Source organism: Thermomonospora sp. CIF 1, assembly GCF_001896795.1.
Classification (GTDB): Bacteria; Actinomycetota; Actinomycetes; order Streptosporangiales; family Streptosporangiaceae; genus Thermomonospora; species Thermomonospora curvata.
The window spans coordinates 50,230-76,586 of record NZ_MOYN02000020.1; the positions used below are offsets into that span (position 1 = coordinate 50,230).

Annotated in this window: 24 protein-coding genes, 2 tRNA genes and 1 rRNA gene; 17 read left to right on the top strand and 10 right to left on the bottom strand. The window is 71.8% G+C overall.

The annotated features are described in order from the left end of the window. The first annotated feature begins 90 nt into the window (after positions 1–90). The gene (locus tag BUE48_RS12945; protein ID WP_012852950.1) at positions 91–585 is read left to right on the top strand and encodes a PaaI family thioesterase; all 495 of its coding nucleotides are present in this window, start codon (positions 91–93) and stop codon (positions 583–585) included. Between the two features lie 153 nt (positions 586–738). Here BUE48_RS12945 and BUE48_RS12950 read toward each other — a convergent pair whose 3' ends face one another. The 4 genes from BUE48_RS12950 to BUE48_RS12965 all read right to left on the bottom strand — a co-directional run bounded on the left by BUE48_RS12950 (position 739) and on the right by BUE48_RS12965 (position 5,325). Continuing rightward, entirely contained in the window at positions 739–1,974 is a 1,236-nt protein-coding gene (locus BUE48_RS12950) for a L,D-transpeptidase (protein ID WP_012852951.1), read from the bottom strand. A gap of 187 nt (positions 1,975–2,161) precedes the next feature. Then, positions 2,162–3,328, bottom strand: a complete 1,167-nt coding sequence (locus BUE48_RS12955; RefSeq protein ID WP_012852952.1) for a L,D-transpeptidase — start codon at positions 3,326–3,328, stop codon at positions 2,162–2,164. Positions 3,329–3,435: 107 nt separating this feature from the next. Then, positions 3,436–4,110, bottom strand: a complete 675-nt coding sequence (locus tag BUE48_RS12960) for a VC0807 family protein (protein ID WP_012852953.1) — start codon at positions 4,108–4,110, stop codon at positions 3,436–3,438. A 294-nt stretch (positions 4,111–4,404) separates the two neighbouring features. Beyond that, positions 4,405–5,325, bottom strand: a complete 921-nt coding sequence (locus BUE48_RS12965; protein WP_012852954.1) for a LysR family transcriptional regulator — start codon at positions 5,323–5,325, stop codon at positions 4,405–4,407. Positions 5,326–5,469: 144 nt separating this feature from the next. Here BUE48_RS12965 and BUE48_RS12970 point away from each other — a divergent pair, with 144 nt between their 5' ends. Then, complete coding sequence (locus BUE48_RS12970; protein ID WP_012852955.1) at positions 5,470–6,810, top strand: pyridoxal phosphate-dependent aminotransferase; 1,341 nt, start codon at positions 5,470–5,472, stop codon at positions 6,808–6,810. Positions 6,811–7,298: 488 nt separating this feature from the next. Here the strand turns inward: BUE48_RS12970 and BUE48_RS12975 are convergent. Together BUE48_RS12975 and BUE48_RS12980 are read right to left on the bottom strand one after the other, a co-directional pair. Beyond that, positions 7,299–7,373 (bottom strand) — tRNA-Ala (locus BUE48_RS12975). Between the two features lie 21 nt (positions 7,374–7,394). Next, positions 7,395–7,466 (bottom strand) — tRNA-Trp (locus BUE48_RS12980). An 86-nt stretch (positions 7,467–7,552) separates the two neighbouring features. Between BUE48_RS12980 and BUE48_RS12985 the strand changes: the two genes are divergently transcribed. The 3 genes from BUE48_RS12985 to BUE48_RS12995 all read left to right on the top strand — a co-directional run bounded on the left by BUE48_RS12985 (position 7,553) and on the right by BUE48_RS12995 (position 10,680). Next, positions 7,553–9,205 (top strand): CocE/NonD family hydrolase, encoded by a 1,653-nt coding sequence (locus BUE48_RS12985; RefSeq protein ID WP_286989952.1) that lies wholly within the window; start codon positions 7,553–7,555, stop codon positions 9,203–9,205. A 178-nt stretch (positions 9,206–9,383) separates the two neighbouring features. Beyond that, on the top strand, positions 9,384–9,956 hold the full coding sequence (locus BUE48_RS12990) for a hypothetical protein (protein ID WP_012852957.1): 573 nt from the start codon (positions 9,384–9,386) through the stop codon (positions 9,954–9,956). A gap of 163 nt (positions 9,957–10,119) precedes the next feature. Next, positions 10,120–10,680: a CGNR zinc finger domain-containing protein gene (locus BUE48_RS12995; RefSeq protein ID WP_012852958.1), complete on the top strand. Its 561-nt coding sequence runs from the start codon at positions 10,120–10,122 to the stop codon at positions 10,678–10,680. Between the two features lie 13 nt (positions 10,681–10,693). Here the strand turns inward: BUE48_RS12995 and folP are convergent, their stop codons facing one another. Beyond that, on the bottom strand, positions 10,694–11,566 hold the full coding sequence (gene folP / locus BUE48_RS13000) for a dihydropteroate synthase (protein ID WP_286989954.1): 873 nt from the start codon (positions 11,564–11,566) through the stop codon (positions 10,694–10,696). A gap of 205 nt (positions 11,567–11,771) precedes the next feature. Between folP and gmd the strand changes: the two genes are divergently transcribed. The 5 genes from gmd (at position 11,772) to BUE48_RS13025 (ending at position 17,022) form a co-directional block, all read left to right on the top strand. Further along, positions 11,772–12,806 carry a GDP-mannose 4,6-dehydratase gene (gene gmd / locus BUE48_RS13005; RefSeq protein WP_012852960.1) on the top strand — a complete coding sequence of 345 codons (1,035 nt, stop codon included), beginning with the start codon at positions 11,772–11,774 and terminating at the stop codon, positions 12,804–12,806. A 45-nt stretch (positions 12,807–12,851) separates the two neighbouring features. Further along, on the top strand, positions 12,852–13,115 hold the full coding sequence (locus BUE48_RS13010; RefSeq protein WP_012852961.1) for a ubiquitin carboxyl-terminal hydrolase 14: 264 nt from the start codon (positions 12,852–12,854) through the stop codon (positions 13,113–13,115). Positions 13,116–13,334: 219 nt separating this feature from the next. Beyond that, positions 13,335–14,294 carry a phosphotransferase gene (locus BUE48_RS13015; RefSeq protein WP_286989956.1) on the top strand — a complete coding sequence of 320 codons (960 nt, stop codon included), beginning with the start codon at positions 13,335–13,337 and terminating at the stop codon, positions 14,292–14,294. A 154-nt stretch (positions 14,295–14,448) separates the two neighbouring features. Beyond that, entirely contained in the window at positions 14,449–15,348 is a 900-nt protein-coding gene (locus BUE48_RS13020) for a LysR family transcriptional regulator (protein ID WP_012852963.1), read from the top strand. Between the two features lie 60 nt (positions 15,349–15,408). Then, entirely contained in the window at positions 15,409–17,022 is a 1,614-nt protein-coding gene (locus BUE48_RS13025) for a Na+/H+ antiporter (RefSeq protein ID WP_012852964.1), read from the top strand. A 7-nt stretch (positions 17,023–17,029) separates the two neighbouring features. Here BUE48_RS13025 and BUE48_RS13030 read toward each other — a convergent pair whose 3' ends face one another. Further along, positions 17,030–17,956, bottom strand: a complete 927-nt coding sequence (locus tag BUE48_RS13030; protein ID WP_012852965.1) for an Lrp/AsnC family transcriptional regulator — start codon at positions 17,954–17,956, stop codon at positions 17,030–17,032. 631 nt (positions 17,957–18,587) lie between these two features. On the opposite strand from BUE48_RS13030, the gene BUE48_RS13035 reads away from it, so the two are divergent. From BUE48_RS13035 to BUE48_RS13045, 3 genes are all read left to right on the top strand, one after another. After that, positions 18,588–20,027, top strand: coding sequence for a GuaB1 family IMP dehydrogenase-related protein (locus BUE48_RS13035; protein ID WP_012852966.1), 1,440 nt, complete (start codon positions 18,588–18,590; stop codon positions 20,025–20,027). A gap of 207 nt (positions 20,028–20,234) precedes the next feature. Further along, positions 20,235–21,725 carry an LCP family protein gene (locus BUE48_RS13040; protein ID WP_286989958.1) on the top strand — a complete coding sequence of 497 codons (1,491 nt, stop codon included), beginning with the start codon at positions 20,235–20,237 and terminating at the stop codon, positions 21,723–21,725. Positions 21,726–21,737: 12 nt separating this feature from the next. Further along, positions 21,738–22,163, top strand: a complete 426-nt coding sequence (locus BUE48_RS13045; protein WP_012852968.1) for a hypothetical protein — start codon at positions 21,738–21,740, stop codon at positions 22,161–22,163. A 7-nt stretch (positions 22,164–22,170) separates the two neighbouring features. Here the strand turns inward: BUE48_RS13045 and BUE48_RS13050 are convergent, their stop codons facing one another. Beyond that, positions 22,171–22,551, bottom strand: coding sequence for a DUF5709 domain-containing protein (locus BUE48_RS13050; protein ID WP_286989959.1), 381 nt, complete (start codon positions 22,549–22,551; stop codon positions 22,171–22,173). A gap of 177 nt (positions 22,552–22,728) precedes the next feature. Here BUE48_RS13050 and BUE48_RS13055 point away from each other — a divergent pair, with 177 nt between their 5' ends. The 4 genes from BUE48_RS13055 to BUE48_RS24500 all read left to right on the top strand — a co-directional run bounded on the left by BUE48_RS13055 (position 22,729) and on the right by BUE48_RS24500 (position 25,527). Further along, on the top strand, positions 22,729–23,019 hold the full coding sequence (locus BUE48_RS13055) for a hypothetical protein (RefSeq protein WP_012852970.1): 291 nt from the start codon (positions 22,729–22,731) through the stop codon (positions 23,017–23,019). Between the two features lie 124 nt (positions 23,020–23,143). After that, the gene (locus tag BUE48_RS13060) at positions 23,144–24,160 is read left to right on the top strand and encodes an enolase C-terminal domain-like protein (protein ID WP_286989961.1); all 1,017 of its coding nucleotides are present in this window, start codon (positions 23,144–23,146) and stop codon (positions 24,158–24,160) included. Continuing rightward, positions 24,157–24,729, top strand: a complete 573-nt coding sequence (locus BUE48_RS13065) for a P-loop nucleotide/nucleoside kinase family protein (protein ID WP_286989962.1) — start codon at positions 24,157–24,159, stop codon at positions 24,727–24,729. Before BUE48_RS13060 ends, BUE48_RS13065 begins: the two co-directional genes overlap by 4 nt. A 345-nt stretch (positions 24,730–25,074) precedes the next feature. Continuing rightward, positions 25,075–25,527, top strand: a complete 453-nt coding sequence (locus BUE48_RS24500) for a hypothetical protein (protein ID WP_502694612.1) — start codon at positions 25,075–25,077, stop codon at positions 25,525–25,527. Between the two features lie 639 nt (positions 25,528–26,166). Here the strand turns inward: BUE48_RS24500 and rrf are convergent. Next, positions 26,167–26,283, bottom strand: a 5S ribosomal RNA gene (rrf, locus tag BUE48_RS13070). Positions 26,284–26,357: the final 74 nt, after the last annotated feature.

Here is a 26,357-nt window from a genome sequence, read left to right on the forward strand (position 1 = left end):
CCCGTCCCCGCCTGCGAGAACGTCGTGTTGGAAAAGGTTCAGTGATCGGCGCGCGATACGCCCCATCGTCCGTCGAGCCAGGAGGGCCGAATGAGCGACGCAACCCGAACCCGTACCGTCACCTGGGAGGATCCGGACGCCGGGCTGCTGAAGGCGCTGTCGATGGAGGGCATCGACGCGGTCAAGGCCATGCTCTCCGGCGAGCTGCCCGCCGCTCCCATGTCACGCCTGCTCGGCATCCGCGGGGTCGAGGCGGAAAAAGGCCGGGTCGTCGTGGCGCTCGAACCCGCCGAATACCACGGCAACGGCACGGGCGGCGTGCACGGCGGACTCGCCGCCTCCCTCATCGACAGCGCCGCCTGGCTCGCCCTGCACACCGAAATGCCCGCCGGGGCGTTCTGCTCCACGCTGCAGCTGAACATCCACTACGTCCGCCCGCTGCGCATCGGCGGCGGTGAGGTGTTCGCCGAGGGCCGGGTGCTCTACTGCGGACGGACCACCGCGACCGCCGAGGCCCGCATCACCGATGAGCGGGGCAAGATCCTGGCCCACGGCACGACCCACTGCACCGTGCTGCGCCCTTGATCATCCCGCCGCGCCCTGCAAACCCGCGTCCGCTGAAAGGCTGAGCACACCCCCATTTCCCAGTGCGGCAACCGGCTCAAAGAATTCCGGTGAAAAGAAAGCGACGCCCAGCCCTTCGAAGGCAAGGGCCGGGCGGATGAGAGCGGAATCGAGTCAGCCGGTCCTGACCTCGCGGTCCAGGGCGCTGCCCTTGACCCACTGGCTCCAGGGCATCTCGTAGTAGCTCCAGCCGTTGTTCCACGGCAGGCGGCGCGTGGTGCCGGTCACGATGACGATGTCGCCGCGGTAGGTGAGGTTGTAGAACCACTCGGCGAAGGGCGGCGGGGTGTTGATGCAGCCGTGGCTGGCGTTGACGCGGCCGAACGCCCAGTAGCGGTCGGGGCTGGCGTGCACGTACTCGCCGCTGCTGGAGATGCGCACCGCGTGCGGCAGCAGCAGGTCATAGCCGCCGTTGGCCTTGTCCTTGGGGTCGACGCCCATCCACTCCGAGGTCATCCGTTCGACCCGGTGCTTGCTCATGGTCAGGTGGATGCCGCTGGTGGTCAGGTAGGTGTCGACGCCGTTGACGACCCGGCCGCCCTTGCCGGCGCTGATGGGCGTCTTCTTGACGGTCTTGCCGTTGACCTTGACGACCATCTGCTTGGTCTTGGCGTTGGCGATCGAGACGTGCGCGTCGCCGATGCGGAACTTGCGGCCGAAGTCGCTGATGCCGTAAACACCGTTGCCGATCTTGATGCCGGCCAGGTTGGCCCGGACCGCGACCGTCTGGTTGGGCTTCCAGTACTGGCCGTTCTTGGTCCGGAAGATCACCTGCCGGTCGTTGATCCAGAACCAGGCGCCGACGGCCGGCTTGGTGGAGCGGATCTGCAGCGCCCGCTCCACATATTTCTTGGCGCGATCGGGGATCGGCCGGTTGAAGGTCAGCGTGACCGGCATGCCGATGCCGACCTTCTCCCCCGGCATCGGGATCATGTCGACGATCGTCAGCGGGCTGGCGGCCTTGATCGTCTTGAACCGGCTGGTGGCCGTGGTCGTCTTGCCCTTGTCGTTGCGGGCCACCGCCGAGACCTCATAGACGGCGCCGGGGATCAGCGTCCGGGACTTCCAGACGGTCTTGTCGGCCGACATGCGGCCCTCCACCGGCTTGCCCTTGATGGTGACGGCAACCTGTTCCAACGTCCCGTTGGCCGCCTTGACCACCACACCGTCCTCGGGGGCCGCCCGGGTGGTGCCGGTGGCGGGGGTGATCGTCACCTCGGGCGCTGCGGCGTCCTCCTGGCCGGCGACGGTGCTGCCCGTCCCCTTGCCCTCTCCCCCGGAGCAGGCGGTCGAGGCGAACAGCACCACGACTCCCGTGACCCCCGCAGCCCCCATTCCACGCAGTCGCACCGTGAACCTCCAAGACCCCGCCGGTTACCGGACAGACATTAGCGACAAAACTCGACGAGCATGTCCCGACCGGCGGGATTCCGGCCGGTCGAGATCGAAGTGTTGCCGTCGGCCCCATCGCCCCTTATCCGTTCGAAAGCCCCCGGATCTTTCATCCGGGGGCTTTCGGAGCCGTATCCGCCGGGGCTCAGGTGAGCGCGCTGCCCTCCTTCCACTCCTCAAAGGACAGCTGCCAGTAGCCCCAGCCGTTGTCCCACTCGAGCTGCCGGCTGGTGCCGGTGAGCTTCACCACATCGCCGCGCTGGGCGATCCCGAAGAGCCATTTGGCGTTCTGCGGGCTCAGGTTCAGGCAGCCGTGGCTGACGTTGGCCCTGCCCTGCGCGCCCACCGACCAGGGCGCCGAGTGGAAGTACTCGCCGCTGTTGGAGATGCGCACCGCATAGTCGACCATCTGCTCATACCAGCCGGGGTCGCCGGGCTTGCGGCCCGGGGCGGTCATCTTGACCGGGTGGGCCTTCTCCATCAGCAGGTGCACCCCGCTGGTGGTGGTGTACTCGCGGGTGGTGCCGTTGCCGGCGCTGAACGGCATGGTGCGCAGCTTCTTGCCGTCCCGGTAGACGGTGGCGTGGTGCTTGTTGATGTCGCCGGTGATGACCTGCTTGGGGCCGATCTCGATGGTGTAGGACTTGTCCTCGGTGGCGTAGACGCCCGGGGCGCCCTGCAGCCCGGCCAGCCGGGCGGTGAAACGCACCTTCTGGTGCGGCTGCCAGTAGGTCTTGGTCCGGTAGATGACCTGCTGGGAGTCGATCCACCGCCAGGCGCCCTCGACGGGCTTTTCCGGCGTGACCTCCAATGCCCGCTCCACCACGGCCTTGTTGGTGACCGGACGGTCGAACCGGACGATGATCGGCATGCCCACGCCGACCTTCTCCCCGCGGATGTTGGGGGTGACGTCGGCGATGCCGAAGGTCTGCCGAGGCTTGAGCGTGGTGAACGTGCTGGTCGCCGAGGTCGTCTTGCCGCCGTCGCGGACGCGCACCGACACCGTGTAGGAGGTGCCGGGCACCAGGGTGCGGTCCGCCCGCCAGTGGGTGCGGTCCGCGCTGAGCGTGCCGGTGATGGGAACGGACCCGCCGGTGACGGTGACGCCGTCCAGCTTGCCGTCGGTGACCTTGACCTCGATCGGCGCGTCCGGCTTGACCTGGCCGGTGCCGTTGGCGGGAGTGATCGTCACCACGGCGTTCTCGGCCTCGCCCAGGCCGGCGACGCCGCCTCCGCCGCAGCCGGCGACCGCCATGGTCACCGCGCCCGCGCCCCCGGCCACGACCAGCCAGAGCCTGCCCTTGCCGCTCACTCGTTCTCCCTTGTGTCCCGATCTTCACGCTCTTGGCGGTAAGTTTCGCCCGGTTGTACAGACGCCCCGACCGAGCGGAAGGTTCGGGACGAAACGGCCCGTGCCGCTCAGAGCGCGGCCGGGGCCGCGCCGACATGCCGCAGGCAGCGGTTGAAGCCCAGGATCGAGACCCCCGCCGCGGCCGCGCCCAGGGCCGTCACCAGCCCGGTGCGCACCCACAGGTAGGTGCCGATCGACTCGTGGAACAGCACCCACAGGCTGATCGCGGCGTTGGCGGCGAACACCAGCGCCCACAGCAGCGAGATCCGCAGGAAGAAGCGGCGCACCCGCTCCTGCCGCAAGAACGCCTCCGGCATCGGCACCATGTCGGTGGCGATCTTTTGCGCCAGCGGCCGGTTGAGCGGCACCGAGGCCAGGAAGGTCATGCTGACCAGCAGCGTCCCCAAGGTGGGCTGCAGGAAGTACACCACCGGGCTGCCGGTGGCCGCGGCCAGCGCGGCGCGGACCGTCACGCCGAGGGCGGCCAGCAGCAGCATGCCGGGCACCGGGTGTCCGCGGACCTTGCGCCAGGCGATGCCGCCGTAGACCCACAGCACCGCCGCCACCAGGCCGCCGTTCAGCCCGAGCAGGACGAACGCGGCGTAGAAGACGGCGACCGGGGCGATGACGCCCTCGATGAAACGCGGCAGCGCGCACCGCAGCATCACGGTCAGCGGGGGCAGTTCGAAGCCGTGCGGCGGGCGGACGGTCGGCCTTGCGGTCCGCTGATCGGTCTCAGGCATGGTGCGGCAGGTCCCCGAGTCGGCCGGGAAGGTTGCGTGAGGAGTCCGCACCACCGTACGCGATGATCTTCGCCATTCACGCCGAATCCGCCCACTTCTCCCGCCTGCGTATAGTCCGCCGTCACCGCCGCCCTCCCGTCTTGCCGGTTCGGGCGGCGGACGTGCCCTGGTTCACCGGCTCCGCCGAGCGAGGGTTTCCCGCGCGCCTGCGCCGTCCCCCGGTCGCGGGAGCGGCAAGGCCGGTTCGGCTGCCGCAGGCCCCGGCTTCGTCCAGGCGGACGAGGCCGAGTCGGCTCAGCGAGGGCGGGACAGCGGTTCCTGGGCCGCCGCGTAGATCGCCCGCAGGGCCACCGCCACCGCCGGGCGCCGCACGCTGGAGGCGCGGGCGACCGCGTAGACCTGGCGGGCCAGCGAGGAGTCGGGGATCTCCCGCACCCCGACCGAGGCGCCCACGCCCACCAGCGCCAGGGCGGGCATCGCCGCGATGCCGATGCCCCGGGCCACCAGGTTCACCAGCGTGTGCAGACCTTCGAACTCCCAGGCCACCGACGGCGCTCCGCCCACGCTCTCCAGCAGCCGGTCCACCGCCTGGCGGGACGGCTCGCCGGGCGGGGCGGCCATCCACGGCTCGTCCCGCAGCTCCTGCAGGTCCAGCGGCTCGGCGGGGTCGGCCATCGGGTGCCAGGGCGGCAGCACCAGCACCAGCGGATCGTGCCGCAGGTGGAAGAACTGCAAGGTGGCCGGGGCCTGGTCGACCAGCGTCCCGGTCCAGTCGTCGACCAGTGCGATGTCGGCCTCCCCCGACTGCACCTGGGTCAGGCCCGCGCCGGTTCCGCTCTGCCGCAGCACGAAGGTCAGCTGGGAGTGGTCGGCCAGGCTGCGGGCGATGGCGGGGGCGAAGGCGACGGCGGCGGTGGGGAAGGCGGTCATGACCACCCGGCCGGAGGGGATGCCGGACTCGGCCGACAGTTCGGCCTCGGCGGCCTCCACCAGGTTCAAGATCTCCTCGGCGCGCCGCACCAGGCGGCGGCCGGCGTCGGTGAGCTCGGCGCTGCGCGCGGTGCGGTCCAGCAGCGCGGTGCCGGCCTCCCGTTCCAAGGTGGCCAGCTGCTGGGAGACCGCCGAGGGGGTGTAGCCCAGGGCGGCGGCGGTGGCCGCGATGCTGCCCCGGCGGGAGAACTCGCACAGCAGCCGCAGCCTGCGCAGATCGAGCATAAGAAAATCTTATGCTCTCCCTCGAGAAGACTCGCTTGTGATGATGCTCCACGGGAGTGAACGATGGTTCCCGGACCCGCTGCAATGGGTTCGACGGGGGCCTTCCTGCACCGAGCCTCCGTCCCGTCATGCCTTGGAGCAGTCATGCCCTTTCCTGATCGCACGGGATCTGCATCTTCCGAACCGTCTTCCGGGCGCACCGGGATCTCCGCCACCCTCGCCGTCAACGAGACGATCGAGCGCAAGCGGCGTGAGGGGGTCGCGGTGCTGCCGCTGGGCTTCGGCGAGGCCGGCCTGCCCTTGCACCCCGCGCTGACGCGGGAGCTGGCGAAGGCCGCCGGCCGCAACTCCTACGGGCCGGTGGCCGGCTCGCCCGAGCTGCGGGCGGCGGCGGCCGGCTACTGGACGCGCCGGGGCCTGCCCACCGATCCGGAGCTCGTGGTGGCCGGGCCCGGCAGCAAGGCGCTTTTGTTCGGGCTGCTGCTGGCGCTCGGCGGCGAGGTGGCGCTGCCGTGCCCCAGCTGGGTCAGCTACGCGGCGCAGGCGGCGCTGACCGGCGCCGGAGCGCTGCCGGTGCCCACCCCGCCCGACGAGGGCGGAGTGCCCGACCCGGACCTGCTGGCCGAGGAGGTCGCCAGGGCCCGCCGCGCCGGACGCCGGGTCCGCTCGGTGGTGGTGACCCTGCCGGACAACCCCACCGGACGGCTGGCCGGGGAGCCGACCGTGCGGCGGCTGTGCCGGGCGGCCCGGGAACTGGACCTGCTGATCATCTCCGATGAGATCTACCGCGACCTGGTGCACGACCCGGCCGTCGCGGTGTCCTCCCCGGCGCTGTTCGCCCCGGAACGGACGGTGATCACCACCGCGCTGAGCAAGCACCTGGCGGCCGGGGGCTGGCGGCTGGGCGTGGCCCGCCTGCCCGACAGCCCGCTCGGCCACCGGCTGCGCGCCGAGCTGCTGGGCATCGGCAGCGAGATCTGGTCGTGCGCGCCGGCGCCCGTCCAGCACGCCGCCGCCTACGCCTTCAGCGAGCCGCCGGAGCTGACCGAGCACGTCGACCGCAGCCGCCGCCTGCACGCCGCGGTGGCCCGCGCGGTCGCCGCCCGCTTCGCCGCGGCCGGCTGCCGGGTGCCGCAGCCGCAGGCGTCCTTCTACCTGTATCCGGACTTTTCGCCGCTGGCCGGCCCGCTGGCCGACCGCGGCGTGCGCACCGGCCCCGAGCTGGCCGAGCTGCTGCTAGAGGGCCATGGGGTGGGAACGCTGCCGGGCAGCGCGTTCGGCGAGCCGGACACCGCGCTGCGGCTGCGCGTGGCCACCTCCCTGCTGTACGGGGAGAGCGAGGAGCAGCGACTGCAGGCCCTGCACGCGCCCGACCCGGCGGGCCTGCCGTGGATCGCCCGCTCCCTGGACCGGCTGTCGGAGGTGCTGGAGGAGGTGACCGCGCCGCAGCCCGCCCTGACCGGCCCGCAGCCCGCGGTGGTCTGAGCCGCGCCGCCGGGGCGCTGGAGACGGAACCTCTCTTCGATCCGCACGCGGACCAGGTCCCGGTGTCCCGCACGTTTCGGGGGGAGGTTCTCTGCGCACCGCCGTGGACCGGTACGCGCCAACGGCGTCGCGTACCGGCCCACGGCGGTGGGGTTCCATGTCACCGGGTTCGTCCCGTGGCGTGGAAGAGGCCGTCGCCGGACGGCCCGGCTCGCTTGTGACGTGGTTTTCCCGGCGGCGTGCGCTCAGACCGCGCCGCCGCTCCCGCGCATTCCGGCCACGGGAGACGACAGGCCCGAAAATTCCATTGCGGCCGGGGCTCGAACGTTCAGGCGCGACGCTGAAAAGTGATTCTCGCTTTGCTTTTGAAGTGCCGCCGCATCATCGACGGCGGGGAGCGCGCCCCATTCTTTTCAGGCGGAAACCGCCGAGTCCCGTCCGGAACGTCCCACATCTTCCCTGATCACAGGGCCGGACAGGGGGCGGCCTGGTGGAGCCGGAGGGACTCGAACCCTCAACTCCTGCTTGCAGGGCAGGCGTGTTCCCGTTGACACCACGGTCCCACGAAAATATTCCTGAATCGGCAGGGGTGGCAGGAGTCGAACCTGCTTTCCGCTGGTTTTGGAGACCAGCCGCCTAACCGGTGGCTCACCCCTTCGCGTTCGGACGACTATAACGATGCGTCATTCCCCGGCCGGATGCAACGCGTTTTCCGGAGACCTTGATCATCTATGGTGTCGGCATGGCGCTGCTGAGCCGGATCGCCGAGCGGGTGCTGGGGCTGCCGCCCGCGCTGACCCGTGACGTCCAGGTCCAACGGGGGCTGCGGGTGCCGATGCCCGACGGCGTGGTGCTGCTGGCCGACCGGTACGCCCCGCGGCGGGTGCCGGGCGCGCCGACGATCCTGATCCGCACCCCCTACGGGCGGGGCGGGCTGACGGGTGCGGGACTGTGCCGGCCGTTCGCCGAGCGGGGCTACCAGGTGCTGGTGCAGTCCTGCCGGGGCACCGGGGGCTCGGGCGGGCGGTTCGACCCGTTCGGGCACGACCGGGCCGACGGCCTGGCCACGCTGGAGTGGATCGAAAAGCAGCCGTGGTTCGCGGGGAACCTGCTCACCTTCGGCCCCAGCTACCTGGGGTATGCGCAGTGGGCGATGGCGCCGGACGCCGGGGACCGCATCACCGCCATGGTGCCGCTGCTGACGGCCTCCCAGTTCCGCGACCAGACCTATCTGGGCGACTCCTATACGCTGCGCGGCACGCTCAGCTGGACGGCGCTGATGGCCGCCCGGCAGGACGGCCCGCTGCAGGCGCTGCGGCACCGGCTGTGGGGGCGGCGGCGGGTGCTGGCGGCGATGGGGCACCTGCCGCTGTCGGAGGCCGACAGGCTGGCCACCGGGCGGCGGGTGGAGTGGTTCCAGCAGTGGCTGACGGCCACCGAGCGGGGGCATCCCTATTGGGAGCCCGAGCGCGATCACCGCGCCCGGGTGGGGCGGGTGCAGGCGCCGGTGTCGATGGTGGCCGGATGGCACGACCTGTTCCTGGTATCGCAGCTGGAGGACTATGCGGCGCTGCGGGCGGCCGGGCGCGAGCCGCATTTGACGATCGGGCCGTGGGTGCACTCGGACCGGGCGGCGCTGGGCGCGGCGATGAACGAGGCGCTGGTGTGGTTCCGCGCCCATGTGACCGGTGACCGCCGGGCGCTGCGGGCCGAACCGGTGCGCCTGTACGTCCAGGGCGCCGAGGAGTGGCGGGACTATCCCTGCTGGCCGCCGCCGGGCGCCCAGGCGCAGCACTGGTATCTGCAGCCGGGCGGCGCCCTGGCGCCGCACTCCCCCGCCACCGAGTCCGCCAGCCGCTTCCGCTACGACCCGGCCGATCCCACGCCGGCGGTGGGCGGGCCGCTGCTGGACGGCAAGGCCGCCGGGCGCAAGGACAACGCCGCCCTGGAGGCCCGGCCGGACGTGCTGGTCTTCACCTCTGCCCCGCTGGCCGCCCCGCTGGAGGTGATCGGCCCGGTGAGCGCCCGGATCGAGCTGCGCTCCAGCCGGGCCCACACCGATGTGTTCGTGCGGGTCTGCGACGTCGATCCCCGGGGCCGTTCGCTCAACGTCTGCGACGGGCTGCAGCGGGTGACCCCGGGGCGCTTCCCCGCCGACGCCGACGGGGTGCGCTCGGTGCGGGTGGAGCTGTGGCCGACCGCCTACCGCTTCCGGGCCGGTCACCGGGTCCGGGTGCAGGTCAGCGGCGGTGCCTTCCCCCGCTTCGCCCGCAACCCGGGCACCGGGGAGCCGCTGGGCGAGGCCGTCCGGCTGCTGCCGGCCGACCAGGAGGTGCTGCACGGCCCCGCGCACCGCTCGGCGGTGGTCCTCCCGGTGATCTCGCGGAGGCGATAACGATCGGGACGTGCCCCCGGCTCCGGCGGGCGGGTGGTGTAAGGTCCCAAATCGCACGGCGCATATGACAGAAACACCTGAATATCCCTCAAAACAGGTCGTGCCGGGCGTGGCCGTGATAAATGAAAACAGCGGCACGACAGAGCGTGATGAATGACACAGGAGGCGAGGGCCCGCCATGAGGCACGCGCAAGACGGGGCCGCGGCGGCGATGAACGCCGTGTCACGGGTCCTCGTGGCCCGGGGCAAGCACGAACCCCAGGAGCTGGAGAACCCGGACGTCAGCTGGGGCCAGCGCACGCGTGACGGCGTATGGGCGCCGACCAGGGACGGGCAGCGCATCCACATCGGCATCGACTGCTCGGGCGGCGACCAGCTGCCCACGGTGCTGCGGCCGAGCCTGCGGGTCTTCGTCGGGGTGGAGGTGGACACCGACATCGTCGCGCAGACCACCTCCACGGGGGTGCGGCTGCTGACGGTGCTGCACGGTCCGGACGCGCCCACGGAGTTCCGCTTCCCCCTCAGCCTGGCCGACGGCTTGGGCCTGGAGGCCATGCCGTCGGGCAGCTACGACGTGGTGCATCTGCGCTACGGGGCCACGGTGGGACGCTTTTACAACCCTTGGGCCTGCGACTCGATGTTCCGTCCGGTCAAGGCCGACTACGTGCTGGACGGGACGGCGATGGTGATGCGGGTCCAGCATCCCGGCTCCTTCTATCCGGTGGTCGCCGACCCGCTGTATTCGCGCTGAAAAGGCCCGCCGGGGCCGTGCCGCAGGCCCTGACGGCGGCTCGCCGGAGCAGACCGGCGGGGCCTGGGGGCCTCCGGCAGGTCCGTGCCGCATGATCGGGCGGGCCGGATGTTCCGTCCGGCCCGCCGGAGGTGGGACCGCCGGCCGGGAGACTGGAGATGATGTGATCTTCACTCATGACACCGAGCACGCGCTCGGCACCGTGGTGGACCTGGTCAACACGGCCCCCGACAGCTGCGGCGAGGAGGGGCTGCCCGATGTGGCGGCGCTGCGGGCCTTCATCGAGCGCCACAACTTCAGTGACGTCCCGGAGCCGACCGGCGAGGACCTGCTGCGGGTGCGGGCGCTGCGCGCCCGGTTCCGGGCCGTCTTCCACGCCCCCGACGTGGCCGGGGCGGTGGAGCTGATCAACGGCATCGTGGGAGAGGTGCGCACCACCCCGCACCTGACCGACCACGACGGCCATGACTGGCATGTGCATTTCTTCGCCCCCGGCGCTCCGGTGGCCGAGCATCTGGCCGCCGACGGCGGCATGGCGCTGGCCTGCGTGGTGGTGACCGGTGAGCTGGGCCGGCTGCGCGTCTGCGAGGCGCCCGGCTGCTCGCGGGTGCTGGTGGACCTGTCCCGCAACCGCTGCCGCCGCTACTGCGACAGCCGCACCTGCGGCAACCGGATGCACGTGGCGGCCTACCGGGCCAGGCGGCGCGAGGCCGCGCCGCGCTGAGGCCGGGCCCAGGTCACGGCCGCGCCCGCGGCGCGGGCGCCCGCCCGGCCAGGGCCTCGACGGCCCGCAGCGCCCGGCGGGCGGCGGCCACGTCGTGGACGCGGAACACCCGGGCCCCCAGCCAGGCCGACACCGCCAGCACCGCGGTGGTGCCCACGCCGCGTTTTTGCACCGGGCGGCCGAGGGTCTCCCCGATGAAGTCCTTGTTGGAGACCGCGACCAGCACCGGCCAGCCGGTGGCCACCAGCTCGCCCAGCCGCCGGGTGATCTCCAGGGAGTGGCGGGTGTTCTTGCCGAAGTCGTGGGCGGGGTCGATGAGGATGCCCTCCGGGGGCACGCCGAGCGCCACGGCGCGTTCGGCCTCGGCGGTGACGTGCGCGATCACGTCGGCCACCACGTCGTCGTAGCCGACGCGGTGCGGGCGGGTGCGCGGCCGCAGCCCTCCGGCGTGCGCGCACACCAGTCCCAGGCGGTGCTCGGCGGCGACCTCGGCCAGCTCGGGGTCCACCCCGCCCCAGGTGTCGTTGAGCAGGTCCGCGCCGGCCTCGGCGACGGCCCGGCCGACCTCGGCCCGCCAGGTGTCCACGCTGATCACCACGTGGGGGTGGCGTTCGCGGACGGCGGCCACCACGTCCACCACCCGGCGCAGCTCCTCGGCCACGTCCACCTCGGCGCCGGGGCCGGCCTTGACCCCGCCGATGTCGATGATGTCGGCGCCCTCGGCGACCGCCCGGTCCACCGCCGCCAGCGCGGCCCGGAACTCGTAGGTGGCTCCGCGGTCGAAGAAGGAGTCGGGGGTGCGGTTGACCACCGCCATGATCGCGAACCGGCCGAGCGGACGGCCGTTGATCACCACGGCCCCCGCGGGACCGCTCACCGGCGGCATGACGGCACCCTCATAGCGGCTCACAGCCTAGCCGGTCGCGGGGGCGGCCCTGGTCACGGGCCCACCCTCCGGGAGAGCACCGAAGAGGATTCGGTTTATGGTGGACAGGACTCGTCAGCACTGGACATTGATCGCTAATCTCGTACTTCAGTCCACCATCGAGCAAACAGCCCGATGACCACCCATATCGGCCAGGGAGGTTCCGCTGTCCAAGCGAGCGCTCATCACCGGTATCACCGGGCAGGACGGTTCCTACCTCGCCGAGCACCTGCTGGAGCAGGGGTATGAGGTCTGGGGCATGGTCCGCGGTCAAGCCAACCCGCATGTGGCGCGTCTTCGCAAGCACATCAAGGACGTCCACATCACCACCGGTGACCTGCTGGACCAGGGCAGCCTGATCTCGGCGGTAGAACGGGTTCAGCCCGATGAGGTCTACAACCTGGGCGCGATCTCCTACGTCCCCATGTCCTGGCAGCAGGCGGAGCTGACCGCCGAGGTGACCGGGATGGGCGTGCTGCGCATGCTGGAGGCGATCCGGGTGGTGTCCGGGGTCACCCAGTCCCGCACCCCGGGTTCTGGGCAGATCCGCTTCTACCAGGCCTCCTCCTCAGAGATGTTCGGGATGGTGCGGGAAACCCCGCAGAACGAAAAGACCCCGTTCCATCCCCGCAGCCCCTACGGGGTCGCCAAGACATACGGCCACTACATCACCCAGAACTACCGCGAGTCCTACGGGATGTTCGCCGTCAGCGGCATCCTGTTCAACCACGAGTCACCGCGCCGGGGGGCGGAGTTCGTCACCCGCAAGGTGTCGCTGGGAGTGGCCCGCATCAAGCTGGGGCTGGCCAAGGAACTGCGCATGGGCAACCTGGAGGCGCGGCGCGACTGGGGCTTCGCCGGCGACTACGCCCGCGCCATGCACATGATGATGTCCCAGGACAAGCCCGAGGACTTCGTGATCGGCACCGGCCGCACCCAGTCCGTGCGCGACCTGGTGGAGCTGGCCTTCAGCAGCGTGGGGCTCAACTGGCGGGACTACGTGGTGCTGGACCCCCGCTACACCCGCCCGGCCGAGGTCGACCTGCTGTGCGCCGACCCCAAGAAGGCCCGCGAGCAGCTCGGCTGGGAACCGCGGGTCGGTTTCGAGGAGCTGGTGACGATGATGGTGGAGTCCGACCTGCGGCTGCTGTCGAACTCCCCCCGTCCCGAGGACGAGCCGTTCAGCCCCGAGCACTGGTGACCCCGCCGCCCCAAGGCGGACCGGCACCGTGCGAGGATGCCGTATATGAACGGCTGCGAGCACGTCCGCGACCTGCCGGTTCCGCAGGTCGAGCCGCGCACGCCGCAGGGCTGCGAGGAGTGCCTGGCCGAGGGCACCCGGTGGGTGCACCTGCGGCTGTGCCTGACCTGCGGCCACGTCGGCTGCTGCGACTCCTCGCCGCGACGGCACGCCTCCGGGCACTTCGCCGCCACCGGCCACCCGGTCATCCGCTCCTTTCAGCCGGGTGAGGACTGGCGGTGGTGCTTTGTGGACGAGCGGATCGTGTAAGGGGCGGCGGAGCGGCCTGAGCACGCCGGAACGGCCGGCGGGCCCGGCCGCGGCTGCCTTCTCGGTGCTTGCAGCAAGGCCACGGCGGCATGCCGCACAGGACACCACGGGTGGCCTCTTCGGAGGTCGCCCCGCGTCCGACGGCAGGCCGCCGCTTCGTTTCCCGGCCGTCGGATAACCTGTGTTCCCCTTGCTTCCTCCCTTTGAAAGCAGGTCCCGATGAGCGGTACGGCCACTGCTCCGGCCGGGTGGGACGCCGAGCACGCCGTGGACACCGCTCAGGCCGCCGCCCTGGTGCACGCCCAGTTCCCCGCCCTGGCCGGCGCCCCGGTTCGCGAGCTGGCCTCCGGCTGGGACAACACGGTGTTCCTGGTGGGCGAGCAGTGGGTGTTCCGTTTCCCGCGCCGGGCGGTGGCGCTGGCGGGGACGGAACGCGAGATGGCGCTGCTGCCTAAGCTGGCGCCGCGCCTGCCGCTGGCCGTCCCCGTCCCGGAGCTGACCGGCCGCCCGGCCGGCGGCTACCCCTGGCCGTTTTGGGGCGCGCGGCATCTGCCCGGACGGGAGCTGATGACCTGCGGGCTGCCCGAACGGCGGCGGGTGGCGGCGGCGGCCGCGCTGGGGGAATTCCTGCGGGCGCTGCACGACCCCCGCCTGGTCGGACGGGTCGGCGCGGCGCTGCCGCACGACCCCTTCCGCCGGGGGGATCCGTCCGTGCGGGCGCCCCTGGCCCGTAAGCTGCTGGACCGGCTGGCCGGACGCGGCCTGTGGAAGCCCGCGGCGCCCGCCGCCGAGGCCATGGCGGCGCTGCTGGGCAAGGGCGCGCAGGCGGGGGCGTCGCGGGCCGAGCCCGTGGTGTGCCACGGCGACCTGCACCCGCGTCACCTGCTGGTCGATCCCGACGGCCGGGCCTGCGGCGTCATCGACTGGGGCGATGTGTGCCTGGCCGATCCCGCGGTGGACCTGTCGGTGGCCTACAGCGCCTTCAGCGGGACGGCCCGGGCGGCGCTGCTGGCGGCCTACGGGCCGCCGGCGGAGAGGGCGCTGAAGGGGGAGGGCGAGCTGCGGGCGCGGACGCTGGCGGTGTTCCTGTGCGCGGCCCTGGCCGACTACGCGTCCTCTATCGGCCACGCGGAAATGTTGCGCGAGGCCTTGCGCGGTCTTCACAGAGCCGTCGCCTGAGTGAGCTCAATGCCCTTATCTCGCCGTCTGTCCGCTTGTGCCGCGGGCCTGGGAGCGCTCCCGGCAAGGTGCCGGCCCGGTGAGCAGGGCGGCTGCCAAACCCGATTCCGACTATGTCCAAGACCGCATCGGTTCATTGCCATACGGTCTTGGCATGAATCTGCGGCAGCTGCGCTACGTCGTGGCGACCGCCGACCACGGGACCATGACGTCGGCGGCCGCGGCGCTTTACGTCGCCCAGCCCGCGCTCTCGCGGGCCGTCCGCGAACTGGAACGCGAACTGGGGGTGGAGCTGTTCGCCCGCTCCGGGCGCGGTGTGGTGCTGACCCCCGTCGGCGAGCAGGTGGTCCACCATGCCCGGATCGCCTTGGCGGCCGTGGAGGCCATCGAGGCGCTGGCGGTCACCCGCCCCGACGGGCGCGGCGCCGAGCTGCGGGTGGCCACCACCGCGGCACTGGAGGCCGAGCTGACCGGCCGGCTGCTGCCCCGCTTCGCCCGCGACCAGCCGGCCGTCCGGGTGCGGGTGGTGCGCTGCGGCGGGCGGGAGGCGCTGACGTCGGTCGTGCGGACCGGGCGGGCCGAGGTGGCCCTGACCGACCTGCCGGTCCCCTCCGACCTGGCCGTCCATCCCCTGGAGCACCGCGAACTGGTGCTGGTCTCCCCGCCGGGACTGAAGGTGCGCGAGCCGCTGGCGCCGGCGGCGCTGGACGGCATGCGGCTGGTGCTGCCGGCCCGGGGCGGCCCGCACCGCGCCGGGCTGGACGCCCTGCTGGCCCGGATCGGCGTCACCCCGGTGCCGGCCGTGGAGACCGACGACCAGGACTCCTGGCTGGAGCAGGTGCGCCAGGGAGCCGGCTCCCTGCTGTGGTACCGCGGCCGGCTGGAGGACACCCAAGGGCTGGTGGTGCGTTCCTTCACCCCGCCGCTGAGCCGGACGATCGGCCTGGTGCACGCCCACCGGCGGCTGCCGCCGGTGGTCCGCGACTTCCTGGCCTTCGCCAAGGAGGACGCCCGCGAGCGCCGCGGCGAGGGCCGGGTGCGGGAACACCTCTAGCCCGAGGGGATGTTCCTTCCGTGTCCCCCGCTATGGCGGCAACCGGGGCCGGAGGAGACGATGAACGCGACACACGCGCTGTGGCTGCTGGCGGTGCCCGTCGTGGCGGTGGGGGTGGCGACCGCCGCCCGCCGGGCGGGGATGCCCTCTCCGCTGGCGCTGGTGGCCGCCGGGCTGGTGATGGCGCTGCCGCCCGGGATCCCGGAGTTCGCCCTGGACCCGGAGTTCGTGCTGTTCGCGTTCCTGCCGCCGCTGCTGTTCTCGGCGGCCTGGGAGAGTTCCCTGCCCAACCTGCGCGACAGCGGCCGGGCCATCGGCTACCTGGCGGTCGGGCTGGTGCTGTTCACCACCGTGACGGTGGGATACGCCGTCTACCTGATCGTCCCGGCCATGCCGCTGCCGGCCGCGTTCGTGCTGGGCGCGATCGTGGCGCCGCCGGATGCGGTCGCGGCGGTGAGCGTGGCCAAACGGCTGGGCCTGCCGCGCCGGGTGGTCACCGTGCTGGTCGGGGAGAGCCTGTTCAACGACGCCACCGCGCTGACGGCCTTCCGGGTGGCGGTCGCCGCGACGGCCGGGGAGGGCTTCACGCTGCTGAGCGGCGGCTGGGAGTTCCTGTATGCGGCGCTGGGCGGCGCCGCCATCGGGCTGGCGGCCGGACCGCCGCTGCAGTGGCTGCGCACCCGGCTGCGCGACCCGGTGGCCGAGAACGCGGTGGCGGTGCTGGCTCCGTTCGCCGCCTACCTGGTCGCCGAGGCGGTGCACGCCTCCGGGGTGATCGCGGTGGTGGTCAGCGGGCTGTACCTGGGGCACCGCTTCGCCAGGTCGCCGGCCTCGACCCGGGTGATCGGCCAGGCGTTCTGGAAAGTGACGATCTTCATCCTGGAGAGCGTGGTCTTCCTGCTGATCGGGCTGCAGCTGCCGGCGGTGATGGCGGGCCTGTCCGAACGAAGCCCCTTCAGCCTGCTGTGGTGGGCGGCGACGGTGTTCGGCGTGGTGGTGGCCACGCGTTTTCTGTGGGTGTTCGCCACGGCGCGGGCGCCGCACCTGCCGCTCCTGCGCCGGCGCGCAGCCGGCGGACGGCCCCGGCGGCCGATGTGGCGGGAGATGACGGTGGTGTCGTGGGCGGGCATGCGAGGAGTGGTGTCGCTGGCCGCCGCGTTCGCCATCCCCACGAACACGGCGGGCGGTGCGCCGTTCCCCGAACGGCACCTGATCTTGTTCCTGACGTTCACCACCGTGCTGGGCACGCTGCTGCTGCAGGGCATGACGTTCCCGGCGCTGATCCGGCGGCTGGGCGTCAACGACGAAGACGAACGCCGCACCGACGCGGTGTCCGAGGCGGAGGCCCAGCACATCGCCGCCAACGCCGCGCTGCGGCGGCTGGAGGCGCTGGTGGAGCAAGAGCGCGACCGCCTCGACGAACGGGTCGTGCGGCAATTGCGCGACCTGGTCGAGCACCGGCGGCTCAGCGCCTGGGAACGGCTGGGCGGGGCCGCCGGACCCGACGGCGCCGAAGTCCCCACCGGCGCCTACCGGCGGCTGCGCCGGGAGATGCTGGCGGCCGAACGGGAGGCGTTCGTCCGCATGCGCGATGAACGCCGCATCGACGATGAGGTCCTGGAGCGGGTGCTGACCGAACTTGATCTGGAGGAGCTCGCGCTGTCTCGCCGGTGACCGGCCCTCAGCCCGCCGCCCGGCCCGCCTCCTGGGGCTTGTCGGGCAGCTCGGCGGCGTAGGACTCCTTGATGACCTCCAGGTGGTGCCAGGAGTCCCGGACCGTCGCCCCGGGCACCGCCCGGATGGCGTCCAGGATGTTCACCAGCTCCTCGCGGGAGGACGCCTCGGCCAGCCCCACGATGTCGTAACGGCCGAACCCGGCGGCCACATAGCGCACCCCCGGCTGGGCGGCCACCGCCTCGGCCACCTTGCGCACGCCTCCGGTGTCGACGACCACCCCGAACCCGCCGAGCTCGGCGGCGCCGAGCGCCAGCGGGTCGGCCAGCCCGGTCACCTGGATCACCCCCGAGCGCATCAGCCGCACCACCCGGGCCCGCGTCGCGGCCTGCGACAGGCCGATGATCTGCGCCAGCCGGGTGTAGGGGGCGCGGCCGTCGCGCTGCAGCTCCTGCAGCAGGCGCCAGTCGATGTCGTCGAGCGCGATGTCACCGAGCTCGCGCACCACCGAGTAGGCGTCCCGCACGGTGGCCACCGAGCGGAACACCTCGGCCGACCGCACGCCCGCGATGGCCCGCAGCTGGTCCACCTCCGCGGCCAGGGCCTCATCGTCGCGGGTGCGCACCTGCGCCACCAGATCGCACGGCCCGGCGGTGAGCGCGGCGAAGCTGACGCATGGGCGCGCGGCGATGCTCTCGGCGGCCTGCCGGGCCGACCCGTCCACGGTGATCGACACATGACCGACCGCCTGGGTGCCCACCACCGCCGAATGCACGATGCCGACGACCCGCACGACCTGCGTCTCCAGCAGGTGCTGCACTCGGGCCCGCACCGCCGTCCGAGACAGCCCCACGCGGTCGGCCAGGGCCTGGAAAGTGGCCCTGCCGTCCCGCTGGAGTTCGCGGACGAGCACGGTGTCGACCGCATCCAGCACGGGTCTCCTCCTCGACTGCAATGAATCGCCTTGTCGCTGCCCGCAAGATCATTTCATTTTCGGGCCGCGACCCGTCAAATTCCGACTTGAACGTGTTCGTCCCCACACTCCGCCGCCGATGCGTCGGACGCACCGCCCGGGCGGTGCCGAATGACGCGACGCCACCGGGCGCGCGGCCGTGGCACGGCACAGGCCGGCGCCCGACTGTGGCCGGGTCCACGCGGGCCGGCCACCGGTTCCCGACGCCCGTCCGGACCGACGGGGCACAGATGACCGGCACCCGGACGCCGTCCGGCGGCAGACCGTCCCCAGGCAGCACCGGGTACCGGCGCTTGACATACATGCGTCTCTCCCGGTGTTCACCTGTCGCCTCGCCCGACGGGACGACCGACCGCCTGAGGCACTTGTAAGAAACGTGCAATGAGGCGGCATTTTCGTCAAGAGGTAACACCAGAACCCGTGAAATCTCACCATCTCGCCACGCTGGGGGGCATGTGCGCCTTCACAAGCCGGTCAGGATCTTCCGTAACGTCGCCCCAGCGGGCCACCCGCGGCACGGCGGCGGGACGCCGCCCTCGCGCGGGCCTTCTAGACTGAAAGCCTCCGGCCAGATGGGTGTGGGACTACGACCGTGCAGTTGCTGAACGGCGAGCGCATCGCTCACGACCTGACCTACAACGACGTCTTCATGATCCCCCGCCGCTCGTCGGTGGGATCGCGGCTGGATGTCGACCTGACCACGGTCGACGGCAGCGGCACCACCATCCCGCTGGTGGCGGCCAACATGACCGCGGTCTCCGGGCGCCGGATGGCCGAGACCATCGCCCGCCGCGGCGGGCTGGCGGTCATCCCCCAGGACATCCCCATCGAGGTGGTCGCCGACGTCATCGCCTGGGTCAAGCAGCGCCATCTGGTCTTCGACACCCCGATCCGGCTGTCCCCCTCCGGGACCGCCGGGGAGGCGCTCGGGCTGCTGCACAAGCGGGCGCACGGCGCGGTGATCGTGGTGGACGACGACGACCGCCCGGTCGGGGTGGTCACCGAGGCCGACTGCCAGGGCGTGGACCGTTTCACCCAGGTGCGCGAGATCATGTCCCGCGACCTGGTCACGCTGCCGGACACGCTGGCCCCCCAGGAGGCGTTCGACCGGCTGCACGAGCGGGGCCACCGCCTGGCCCCGGTGGTGGACGCCGACGGGCGGCTGGTGGGCGTGCTGACCCGCACCGGCGCGCTGCGCGCCACCCTCTACAAGCCCGCCGTCGACGCGTCCGGACGGCTGCGCATCGCGGTGGCCATCGGCGTCAACGGCGATGTGGCCGGCAAGGCCGAGGCGCTGCTGGAGGCCGGCGCCGACCTGCTGGTGGTGGACACCGCGCACGGCCACCAGGAGAAGATGATCTCCGCGCTGCGGGCGGTGCGCGCCCTGGACCCGCAGGTGCCGGTGGTGGCCGGCAACGTGGTCACCGCCGAGGGCGTCCGCGACCTGATCGAGGCGGGCGCCGACATCGTCAAGGTCGGGGTGGGCCCGGGCGCCATGTGCACCACCCGGATGATGACCGGGGTGGGCCGGCCGCAGTTCTCGGCGGTGCTGGAGTGCGCGGCCGAGGCGCGCCGGCTGGGCCGCCACGTGTGGGCCGACGGCGGCGTCCGCCACCCCCGGGACGTGGCGCTGGCCCTGGCCGCCGGCGCCGCCAACGTCATGATCGGCTCATGGTTCGCCGGGACCTATGAGTCCCCCGGCGACGTGCAGCACACCGCCGACGGCCGGCTGTACAAGGAGAGCTTCGGCATGGCCTCGGCCCGGGCGGTGCGGCTGCGCACCGCCGACGACACCCCCTTCGAGCGGGCCCGCAAGGCGTTGTTCGAAGAGGGCATCTCCACCTCCCGGATGTTCCTGGACCCCCAGCGGCCGGGCGTGGAAGACCTGATCGACTCGATCGTGGCGGGGCTGCGCAGCGCCTGCACGTACGCCGGCGCCCGGAATCTGGAGGAGTTCCACGAGCGCGCTTTGGTGGGCGTGCAAAGCTCCTCCGGCTTTGCCGAGGGCATGCCGCTGACCACCAGCTGGTGACCGGCGCCCGGACGCGCCGCCGGCCGGGTCAAAGATGATCGAGGCCGGTGAGAATCGCGCTTCCCAATTGCGTATTCTTACCTTCACGTGCACCTATACGGGAACAGTTCGCGTTTGGTGAAAAACCACGCAACCCGTGGAGCGGTCTTGCGCGTCCAGTAGGTAGGCGGTGGCTTATCTCACCGCGCCTGGGGGATCGGAGCTTACATGGCCAGGAAAGCGGCCCGTGGCCGCGCCTCGTCCCGTGAGACGGGCGACCCGAACGCCGGGAGAGCACGCAGCCTGTCCGGCGCGCTGGGGCTGACGCTCGCCTCCGGGCTGCTGTGGGGCGTGGCGCACCTGTGGGCGGGCCGCCGGCTGGCCGGCGTGCTGCTGATGGCCCTGTTCATGGCGCTGGTGACCACCGTGGTGATCGCGGTGACCGTCTTCGGCGGCGACCTGACCGAGCTGGCCGTGCAGTCGCAGTGGCTGACCCGCGGCGCCGGGGCGCTGGCGGTGCTGGGCCTGGTCTGGGTCGCCGTGGTGATCCGCTCCTACCAGGTGGTGCGGCCCGCCGGGTTGGGCGCGCTGCGCCGCACCGCCGGCATCGCCGCGGTCACCGTGCTGTGCTCGCTGGTGGCCCTGCCGGTGGCGGAAGGCGTCCGCATCGCCCAGGACTCCAACCACACCCTCTCCAGCATCTTCCGCTCCGGCACCGCCGGCGGCCGCCGGATCGACCGGGACGACCCCTGGGACGGGCTGCGGCGGGTGAACGTGCTGCTGCTGGGCGGGGACGCCGGCCCCAACCGCATCGGGGTGCGCACCGACAGCATGACGCTGGCCAGCGTGGACACCCGCACCGGCGACACCGTCCTGCTGAGCCTGCCGCGCAACCTGGAGAACGTCCCGCTGCCGCCCGGCCCGGCCCGCGACCGCTTCCCCTACGGGTTCACCGGGGACGGGCCGATGACCCCGGGGCTGCTCAACGAGGTCTACGACTACGCCGAAAACCACCCCGACGTGGTGCCCGGCGTCCCCAAGGACCGGCGCGGCCCCGAGCTGATCAAGGGCACCTTCGCCGAGATCCTCGGCCTGCCGGTGCACTACTACATCCTGGTCGACATGCAGGGCTTCGCCGACCTCATCGACGCGATGGGCGGAGTGCGCATGACCGTGCCGGAGGACATCGTCTACGGCCGGTTCAGCGAGGGGCGCGTCAAGGCCGGCACCCGGGTGCTGTCGGGCAAAGAGGCCCTGTGGTACGGCCGCTCGCGCACCAACAGCGACGACTACGTGCGGATGGGCCGGCAAAAGTGCCTGCTGCGGGCGGTGGCCCGGCAGGCCAACCCGCAACTGGTGCTGACCCGCTTCCACGAGCTGGCCTCCGCCGCCCGCCGGACGATCTCCACCGACATCCCCGCCGAGCTGCTGCCGGCGCTGGTGAAGCTGTCGGCCAAGATGCGCGACGGCGCCAGGATCGACAGCCTGCAGTTCATCCCCCCGCTGATCAACACCGGCAACCCCGACTTCGAGCTCATCCGGAAGCTGGCCGCCGAGGCCATCGCCGAGAGCGAGCGGGCACGCGAGAGCGGCTCCCCCGCTCCCTCGCCGTCCTCGGCCTCCCCCAAGCCGGAGACCACCGCCGACCAGTCCTCTCCCTCGCCCAGCCCCTCTCCGCAGACCAAGCCGGTCTCGCTGGACGAGACCTGCCCGTCCTGATAGACCCGGGGCATGGAGCGCCGGTACCGCCTCCGCCAGATCGTCAACATCGTCAACGCCTCCACGCCGCTGGGGATGCTGCTGGCACGGGCCGGCGGCTCCGGCGGCCTGCGACGCGGCCCGCACGGGCTGCTGATCGGCACCGGCTACCGGCTGCCGCTGCCGGCCGCCCCGGCGTTCACGGTGGGCAACGTGGTGCTGGTGCGGGACGACGGGTCGATCCTGCGGCGGCGGCCCTCGCTGCTGGCGCACGAGGCGCGGCACGCCACCCAGTACGCCTGGTGCCTGGGGCCGGTGATGATCGTGCTGTACCTGGTGTGCGCGGGCCTGTCGATGGCGCTGTGCGGCGACCACGCCTCCTACAACCCCTTCGAACGCCGGGCCGGGCTGGAGGACGGCGGCTACCGGCGGCGCCCATTGCGCTTTGCGCGGCGCTGACCGCCGCTCAGCCCGGTTCGATGCGCATCGCGTCCTCCTCGGCCGTGTAGCCGCCGGAGTCGGGGCCGACATCGCGGGCGACGGCGTCCTCCTCGGTGTCGGGGTGGGCGCCCTCGTCCTCTTCAACGATCCGCCCGGCCGTCTGAGAGACGTCGGCCGTCTCATCAGCCGTCTGAGACTCGGGTTGTTCTCTGGCCAGCTTGTAGTCCATGGGCTCACCGGCGGCCTGTTCCTCGGCGGTGGTGCCGTACCGGTCGACGGCCACCGGCTCCTCGCCGGGCAGCGGCATCTCCTGGGGGTCCTCGGCCCACTGCTGCTGCGGAGTGCCGTCCTGCAGGTCGGGTATGCCCTCGTCCTCGAAACGGGACCGCGGATCAGGTTCGGTCATGGCGCCCTCCCGGTGCTCTGCCGAGGGGCCCTTACCCCCGCTGCGGCGATCAATCGCCGGTGGCTCCCGCAGCGAAGACCCGGCAACCAGCCGGGTTCGAGTCGCATCAAACGTTATACAGCCAACTTTGTTCCGCCAGACCACGAGACCCACAACGAACACGATTCGGGGGTAGCGATGGCACGCACGATCAGCGAGGAGCACATCGGCCTCGCCCACCTCGACGAACTGGGCCGGGAGCTGACCGACCGCGGCTACCTGACCATGATCGTCACCGCTGGGATTCCGCGCCTGGACGTCCTCAACCGCACCGACCCCGAGCGCCACGGCACCGTGCTGTGCGAGCGCGGCGCTCACGAGGAGGAACGCTGGTTCTGGTGGTCCTGGGCCGACCGCATCGCCCCCGTCACCGATCTGCGCCGGGCCGCCGACCTGATCGACCGTTTCCTGAGCGGCGCCGCGGGCTGATCAGCCGGGCCCGCCCCGTCCCTTCCGGTCCCCGCAAGGGGGATCATGGAGGTGAACGCGCAGGTGAACGGGAAGGCGGGTGCCGGTGCCTCGAATCCAGGACTGTCAGGCGTTCAAGGTGGCGATGCCGCGGGGACGGCGCCCGCAGAGCATCCTGGTCAGGCTGACCAACGAGGACGGCACGACGGGCTGGGGCGAGGTGGCCTTCCCCGAGCCGCCCGATTCCACCTGGGCCGACATCTCCGAACGGCTCGCCCCGGCGCTGCTGGGGCTGGAATGGGAGCGCCCGGAGGACGTGTCGGCCACCGTCGAGTTCGGCACCCGGCCGGCCGCCGCCGCGGTGGACATCGCCTGCTGGGACCTGTGGTGCCGCCTCAAAGGACTGCCGCTGGCCCACGCCCTCGGCGGCACCCGCACCTCCATCGTGACCGGCACCCGCATCGACACCGCGCCGTTCCTCATCGACGCCCTGATCAGCCGGGTCAACCAGGCGGTGGGCAGCGGCCACACCCGGGTGACGCTCAAAGTACGGCCCGGCTGGGACATCGAACCGGTACGGGCCGTACGGGCCGCCTACCCGGCCCTGGCGGTGGTGGTCGACGCCTGCGGTTCCTACACCGAGTCCGAGGAGCACCTGGAGACCCTGCAGGCGCTGGACGCCTACGGGCTGGTGGCCATTGAACGGCCCTTCCCCGCCGGGGACCTGGCCGCCCACGCCCGGCTCCAGCAGCGGCTGGAGACCGCGGTATGCCCGCAGATCAGCGATCTGGACATGCTGGAGGCCGCCATCGAGCAGCGCGCGGGCCGCATGCTGCACCTGGACATCAGCCTCATGGGCGGGCTGACCGCCGCCCGCGGCGCCCACGACCGCGCCTACGCCGCCGGCTGGGACGTGTGGTGCGGCGGCTCTGGAGCGTTCGGCATCGGCCAGGCCGCGGCGGTGGCGCTGGCCGGGCTGCCGGGCTGCACACTGCCCAGCGACGTCACCGACCCGGCCGGCGGACCGGCCTTCGTCTCCCCGCCGGTCCGCTCCCACGGCGGCGTGGTCGGGGTGCCGCTCACCCAGCCCGGCCTCGGCCACCAGGTCGATGAGGAGCGCATCGCCAAGCTGGCCACCGACACCCGGCGGATCCCCGCGTGAACGCCCCGGTCTGGGTGGTCGCCGGCCCGCCCGGCAGCGGCAAGAGCACCGTCGCCGACGGCCTGCTGGCCCGGCTGCGCCCCGTCCCCGCTCTGCTGGACAAGGACACCATGTACGGGTCCTTCGTGGCCGCCACTCTCGCCGCGCACGGACGCGACCAAGGCGAGCGGGAGGGCCCCTGGTACGACGAGCACATCAAGCGGCATGAGTACGCGGGAATGACCGCCACCGCCCGCCAGATCCGCTCCCACGGCTGCCCGGTGATACTGTCGGGTCCATTCACCGGTCAGATCCACGACGCCAAGCGCTGGCGAGCCTGGGTGACGGAACTGGGCGGCCCGCCGGTGTATCTGGTGTGGATCCGAACCGACGCTGAAACCCTGCGTCACCGCCTCACGACACGTGGCTTGTCTCGTGATGCCGGTAAGCTGGCCGCCTTCGAGGACTTCCTGGCTCGGATGCGCCCTGGTGTTCCCCCGCCCGTGCCGCATCTGGAGGTCGATAATCGCCTGCCGGCTTCCTCGACGCTTTCCACCCAGCTCGATGCCTTGGTCGCCATGACGGGCTGAGGTGATCTCTGTTTCGTGTGGCGCGGCGTCTTTTGTCGGGGAGTGGGCTTCGATAACGGCTGCTTCCGCCTCGTCCCGGGCCTGGGCGTGCCGTTTCTTGACCGCAGGGCGCCCGGGTCCGGTCCCTGCTCGCAGAAGACGGCTCGGCGAGTCTGCACCGCGTTCTGTTCCAACTCGCTTTGCCGACTACTCGCTTTCACGGAGGTCGAAGCGGTGTCCACCAGGCGCCTGCAGCCCAGGAAAATCCCACGTCGGCAACGTGCGGTCGAGACCCGGCAGCGGCTGCTGAAGGCCGCTGCTCGCGTTTTCTCCGAGTAGGGGTACGCCGCGGGCACCACCAACCGCATCGCCGAGACCGCCGGGCACTCCATCGGATCCCTGTACCAGTACTTTCCGAACAAGGACGCCATCCTCGCCGAACCGGCCACCGCCCACGTCTGGGCCGGGATCGCGACGATGCGCCGCCGACTGGAGGAGCCGCTGCCCGAGTCCCTGGGAACAAGATCCGCCTGTTCTTCCGGGCGGTTAGCGACAGCCACCGCGACGATCCCCGCCTGCGCCGTGTCCTGTTCGGAGAGGCGCTGTGGCCGCCCGAGCTGTTGCGGGTGTTGCGCCAGGTCGAGGAGCGGGCGGTGGAGACTGGTCACGGGCCTGTTGGAGAGCGGCCCGCGGGTGCAGGTGGCCGGCAGTTCCCTGGCGGCCGGCATGGTGGCCGCTATCGAGTCCTTGGTGTGCTGGGCCAGCAGCCGAGAAGAACCCCGCTCCCTCACCCTTGTGGGGAGGCGGTGGCCATGCTGACCGCCCACCCCACCCGGGGAGCTCCCGTCAGTCTGCCGAAACGATGAGGGACCTCACCCCCACACGACACCGCCTCAAACCAAGCGACAGAGCAAACAAAACCCAGCCTGAATCGGGGATCGGCACACCAACCCGCCCCCCCTCGCCCAACAACACAAAAAAAGGGGGGACCCCCGGTCCCCGTGTTTCCCGGAGCCCGTCCCTCTCAGCCCCGCTCAGGAGCCGAAACCCGCCCCCCGCTCACACGGTCGCAGACCCGCCCTCTGGGCTCTTCGAACGCACCCCCGCCCCTTTCTCAGCCCCACCTGAAATCCGGGGGCGGCACACCACCCCCGCCCCCCCCGAAAAGGGGGGTTCGACCCTGGGCTTCCCGAACCCAAAAACCCCCAGAAGCCGAAACCCACCCCCGCAGGCATGGCAAAAAGAGAAGAGGTCCCGCCCCCAGGCCTCCCGGAAGGGGAAACCCCGCCCGAAACCAGCAAGAAAAACCAACCCGCAAACACGACAACAACAAAAAAGAGGAGACCCCGCCCCACCACCCATAGGACCAGACCCCCTCCCACGAAAAACAAAAAAAGGACCCGCCCCCCTCGAGGGTTTTCACCCTCGAGGGGGACAGGCCCTTTTTCGACGTGTGTGTTCCGGCGGTGACCTACTCTCCCACACAGTCTCCCATGCAGTACCATCGGCGCTGGAGGGCTTAACTACCGGGTTCGGAATGGGACCGGGTGTTTCCCCTCCGCCATAACCACCGGAACGCCCAACCCCCACCCCAACCCCCCAAGAGGCCGACCACACCCTCCCCACTCCCCGGGGAAGGGGCCAGACCC

Bases quoted from the DNA above. Each gene is read 5' to 3' on its own strand.
- BUE48_RS12945 (WP_012852950.1), top strand. From the start codon at position 91: ATGAGCGACGCAACCCGAACCCGTACCGTCACCTGGGAGGATCCGGAC.
- BUE48_RS12960 (WP_012852953.1), bottom strand. From the start codon at position 4,110: ATGCCTGAGACCGATCAGCGGACCGCAAGGCCGACCGTCCGCCCGCCG.
- BUE48_RS12965 (WP_012852954.1), bottom strand. From the start codon at position 5,325: ATGCTCGATCTGCGCAGGCTGCGGCTGCTGTGCGAGTTCTCCCGCCGG.
- BUE48_RS12970 (WP_012852955.1), top strand. From the start codon at position 5,470: ATGCCCTTTCCTGATCGCACGGGATCTGCATCTTCCGAACCGTCTTCC.
- BUE48_RS12985 (WP_286989952.1), top strand. From the start codon at position 7,553: ATGGCGCTGCTGAGCCGGATCGCCGAGCGGGTGCTGGGGCTGCCGCCC.
- BUE48_RS12990 (WP_012852957.1), top strand. From the start codon at position 9,384: ATGAGGCACGCGCAAGACGGGGCCGCGGCGGCGATGAACGCCGTGTCA.
- folP (WP_286989954.1), bottom strand. From the start codon at position 11,566: ATGCCGCCGGTGAGCGGTCCCGCGGGGGCCGTGGTGATCAACGGCCGT.
- BUE48_RS13010 (WP_012852961.1), top strand. From the start codon at position 12,852: ATGAACGGCTGCGAGCACGTCCGCGACCTGCCGGTTCCGCAGGTCGAG.
- BUE48_RS13015 (WP_286989956.1), top strand. From the start codon at position 13,335: ATGAGCGGTACGGCCACTGCTCCGGCCGGGTGGGACGCCGAGCACGCC.
- BUE48_RS13020 (WP_012852963.1), top strand. From the start codon at position 14,449: ATGAATCTGCGGCAGCTGCGCTACGTCGTGGCGACCGCCGACCACGGG.
- BUE48_RS13025 (WP_012852964.1), top strand. From the start codon at position 15,409: ATGAACGCGACACACGCGCTGTGGCTGCTGGCGGTGCCCGTCGTGGCG.
- BUE48_RS13040 (WP_286989958.1), top strand. From the start codon at position 20,235: ATGGCCAGGAAAGCGGCCCGTGGCCGCGCCTCGTCCCGTGAGACGGGC.
- BUE48_RS13045 (WP_012852968.1), top strand. From the start codon at position 21,738: ATGGAGCGCCGGTACCGCCTCCGCCAGATCGTCAACATCGTCAACGCC.
- BUE48_RS13050 (WP_286989959.1), bottom strand. From the start codon at position 22,551: ATGACCGAACCTGATCCGCGGTCCCGTTTCGAGGACGAGGGCATACCC.
- BUE48_RS13055 (WP_012852970.1), top strand. From the start codon at position 22,729: ATGGCACGCACGATCAGCGAGGAGCACATCGGCCTCGCCCACCTCGAC.
- BUE48_RS13060 (WP_286989961.1), top strand. From the start codon at position 23,144: ATGCCGCGGGGACGGCGCCCGCAGAGCATCCTGGTCAGGCTGACCAAC.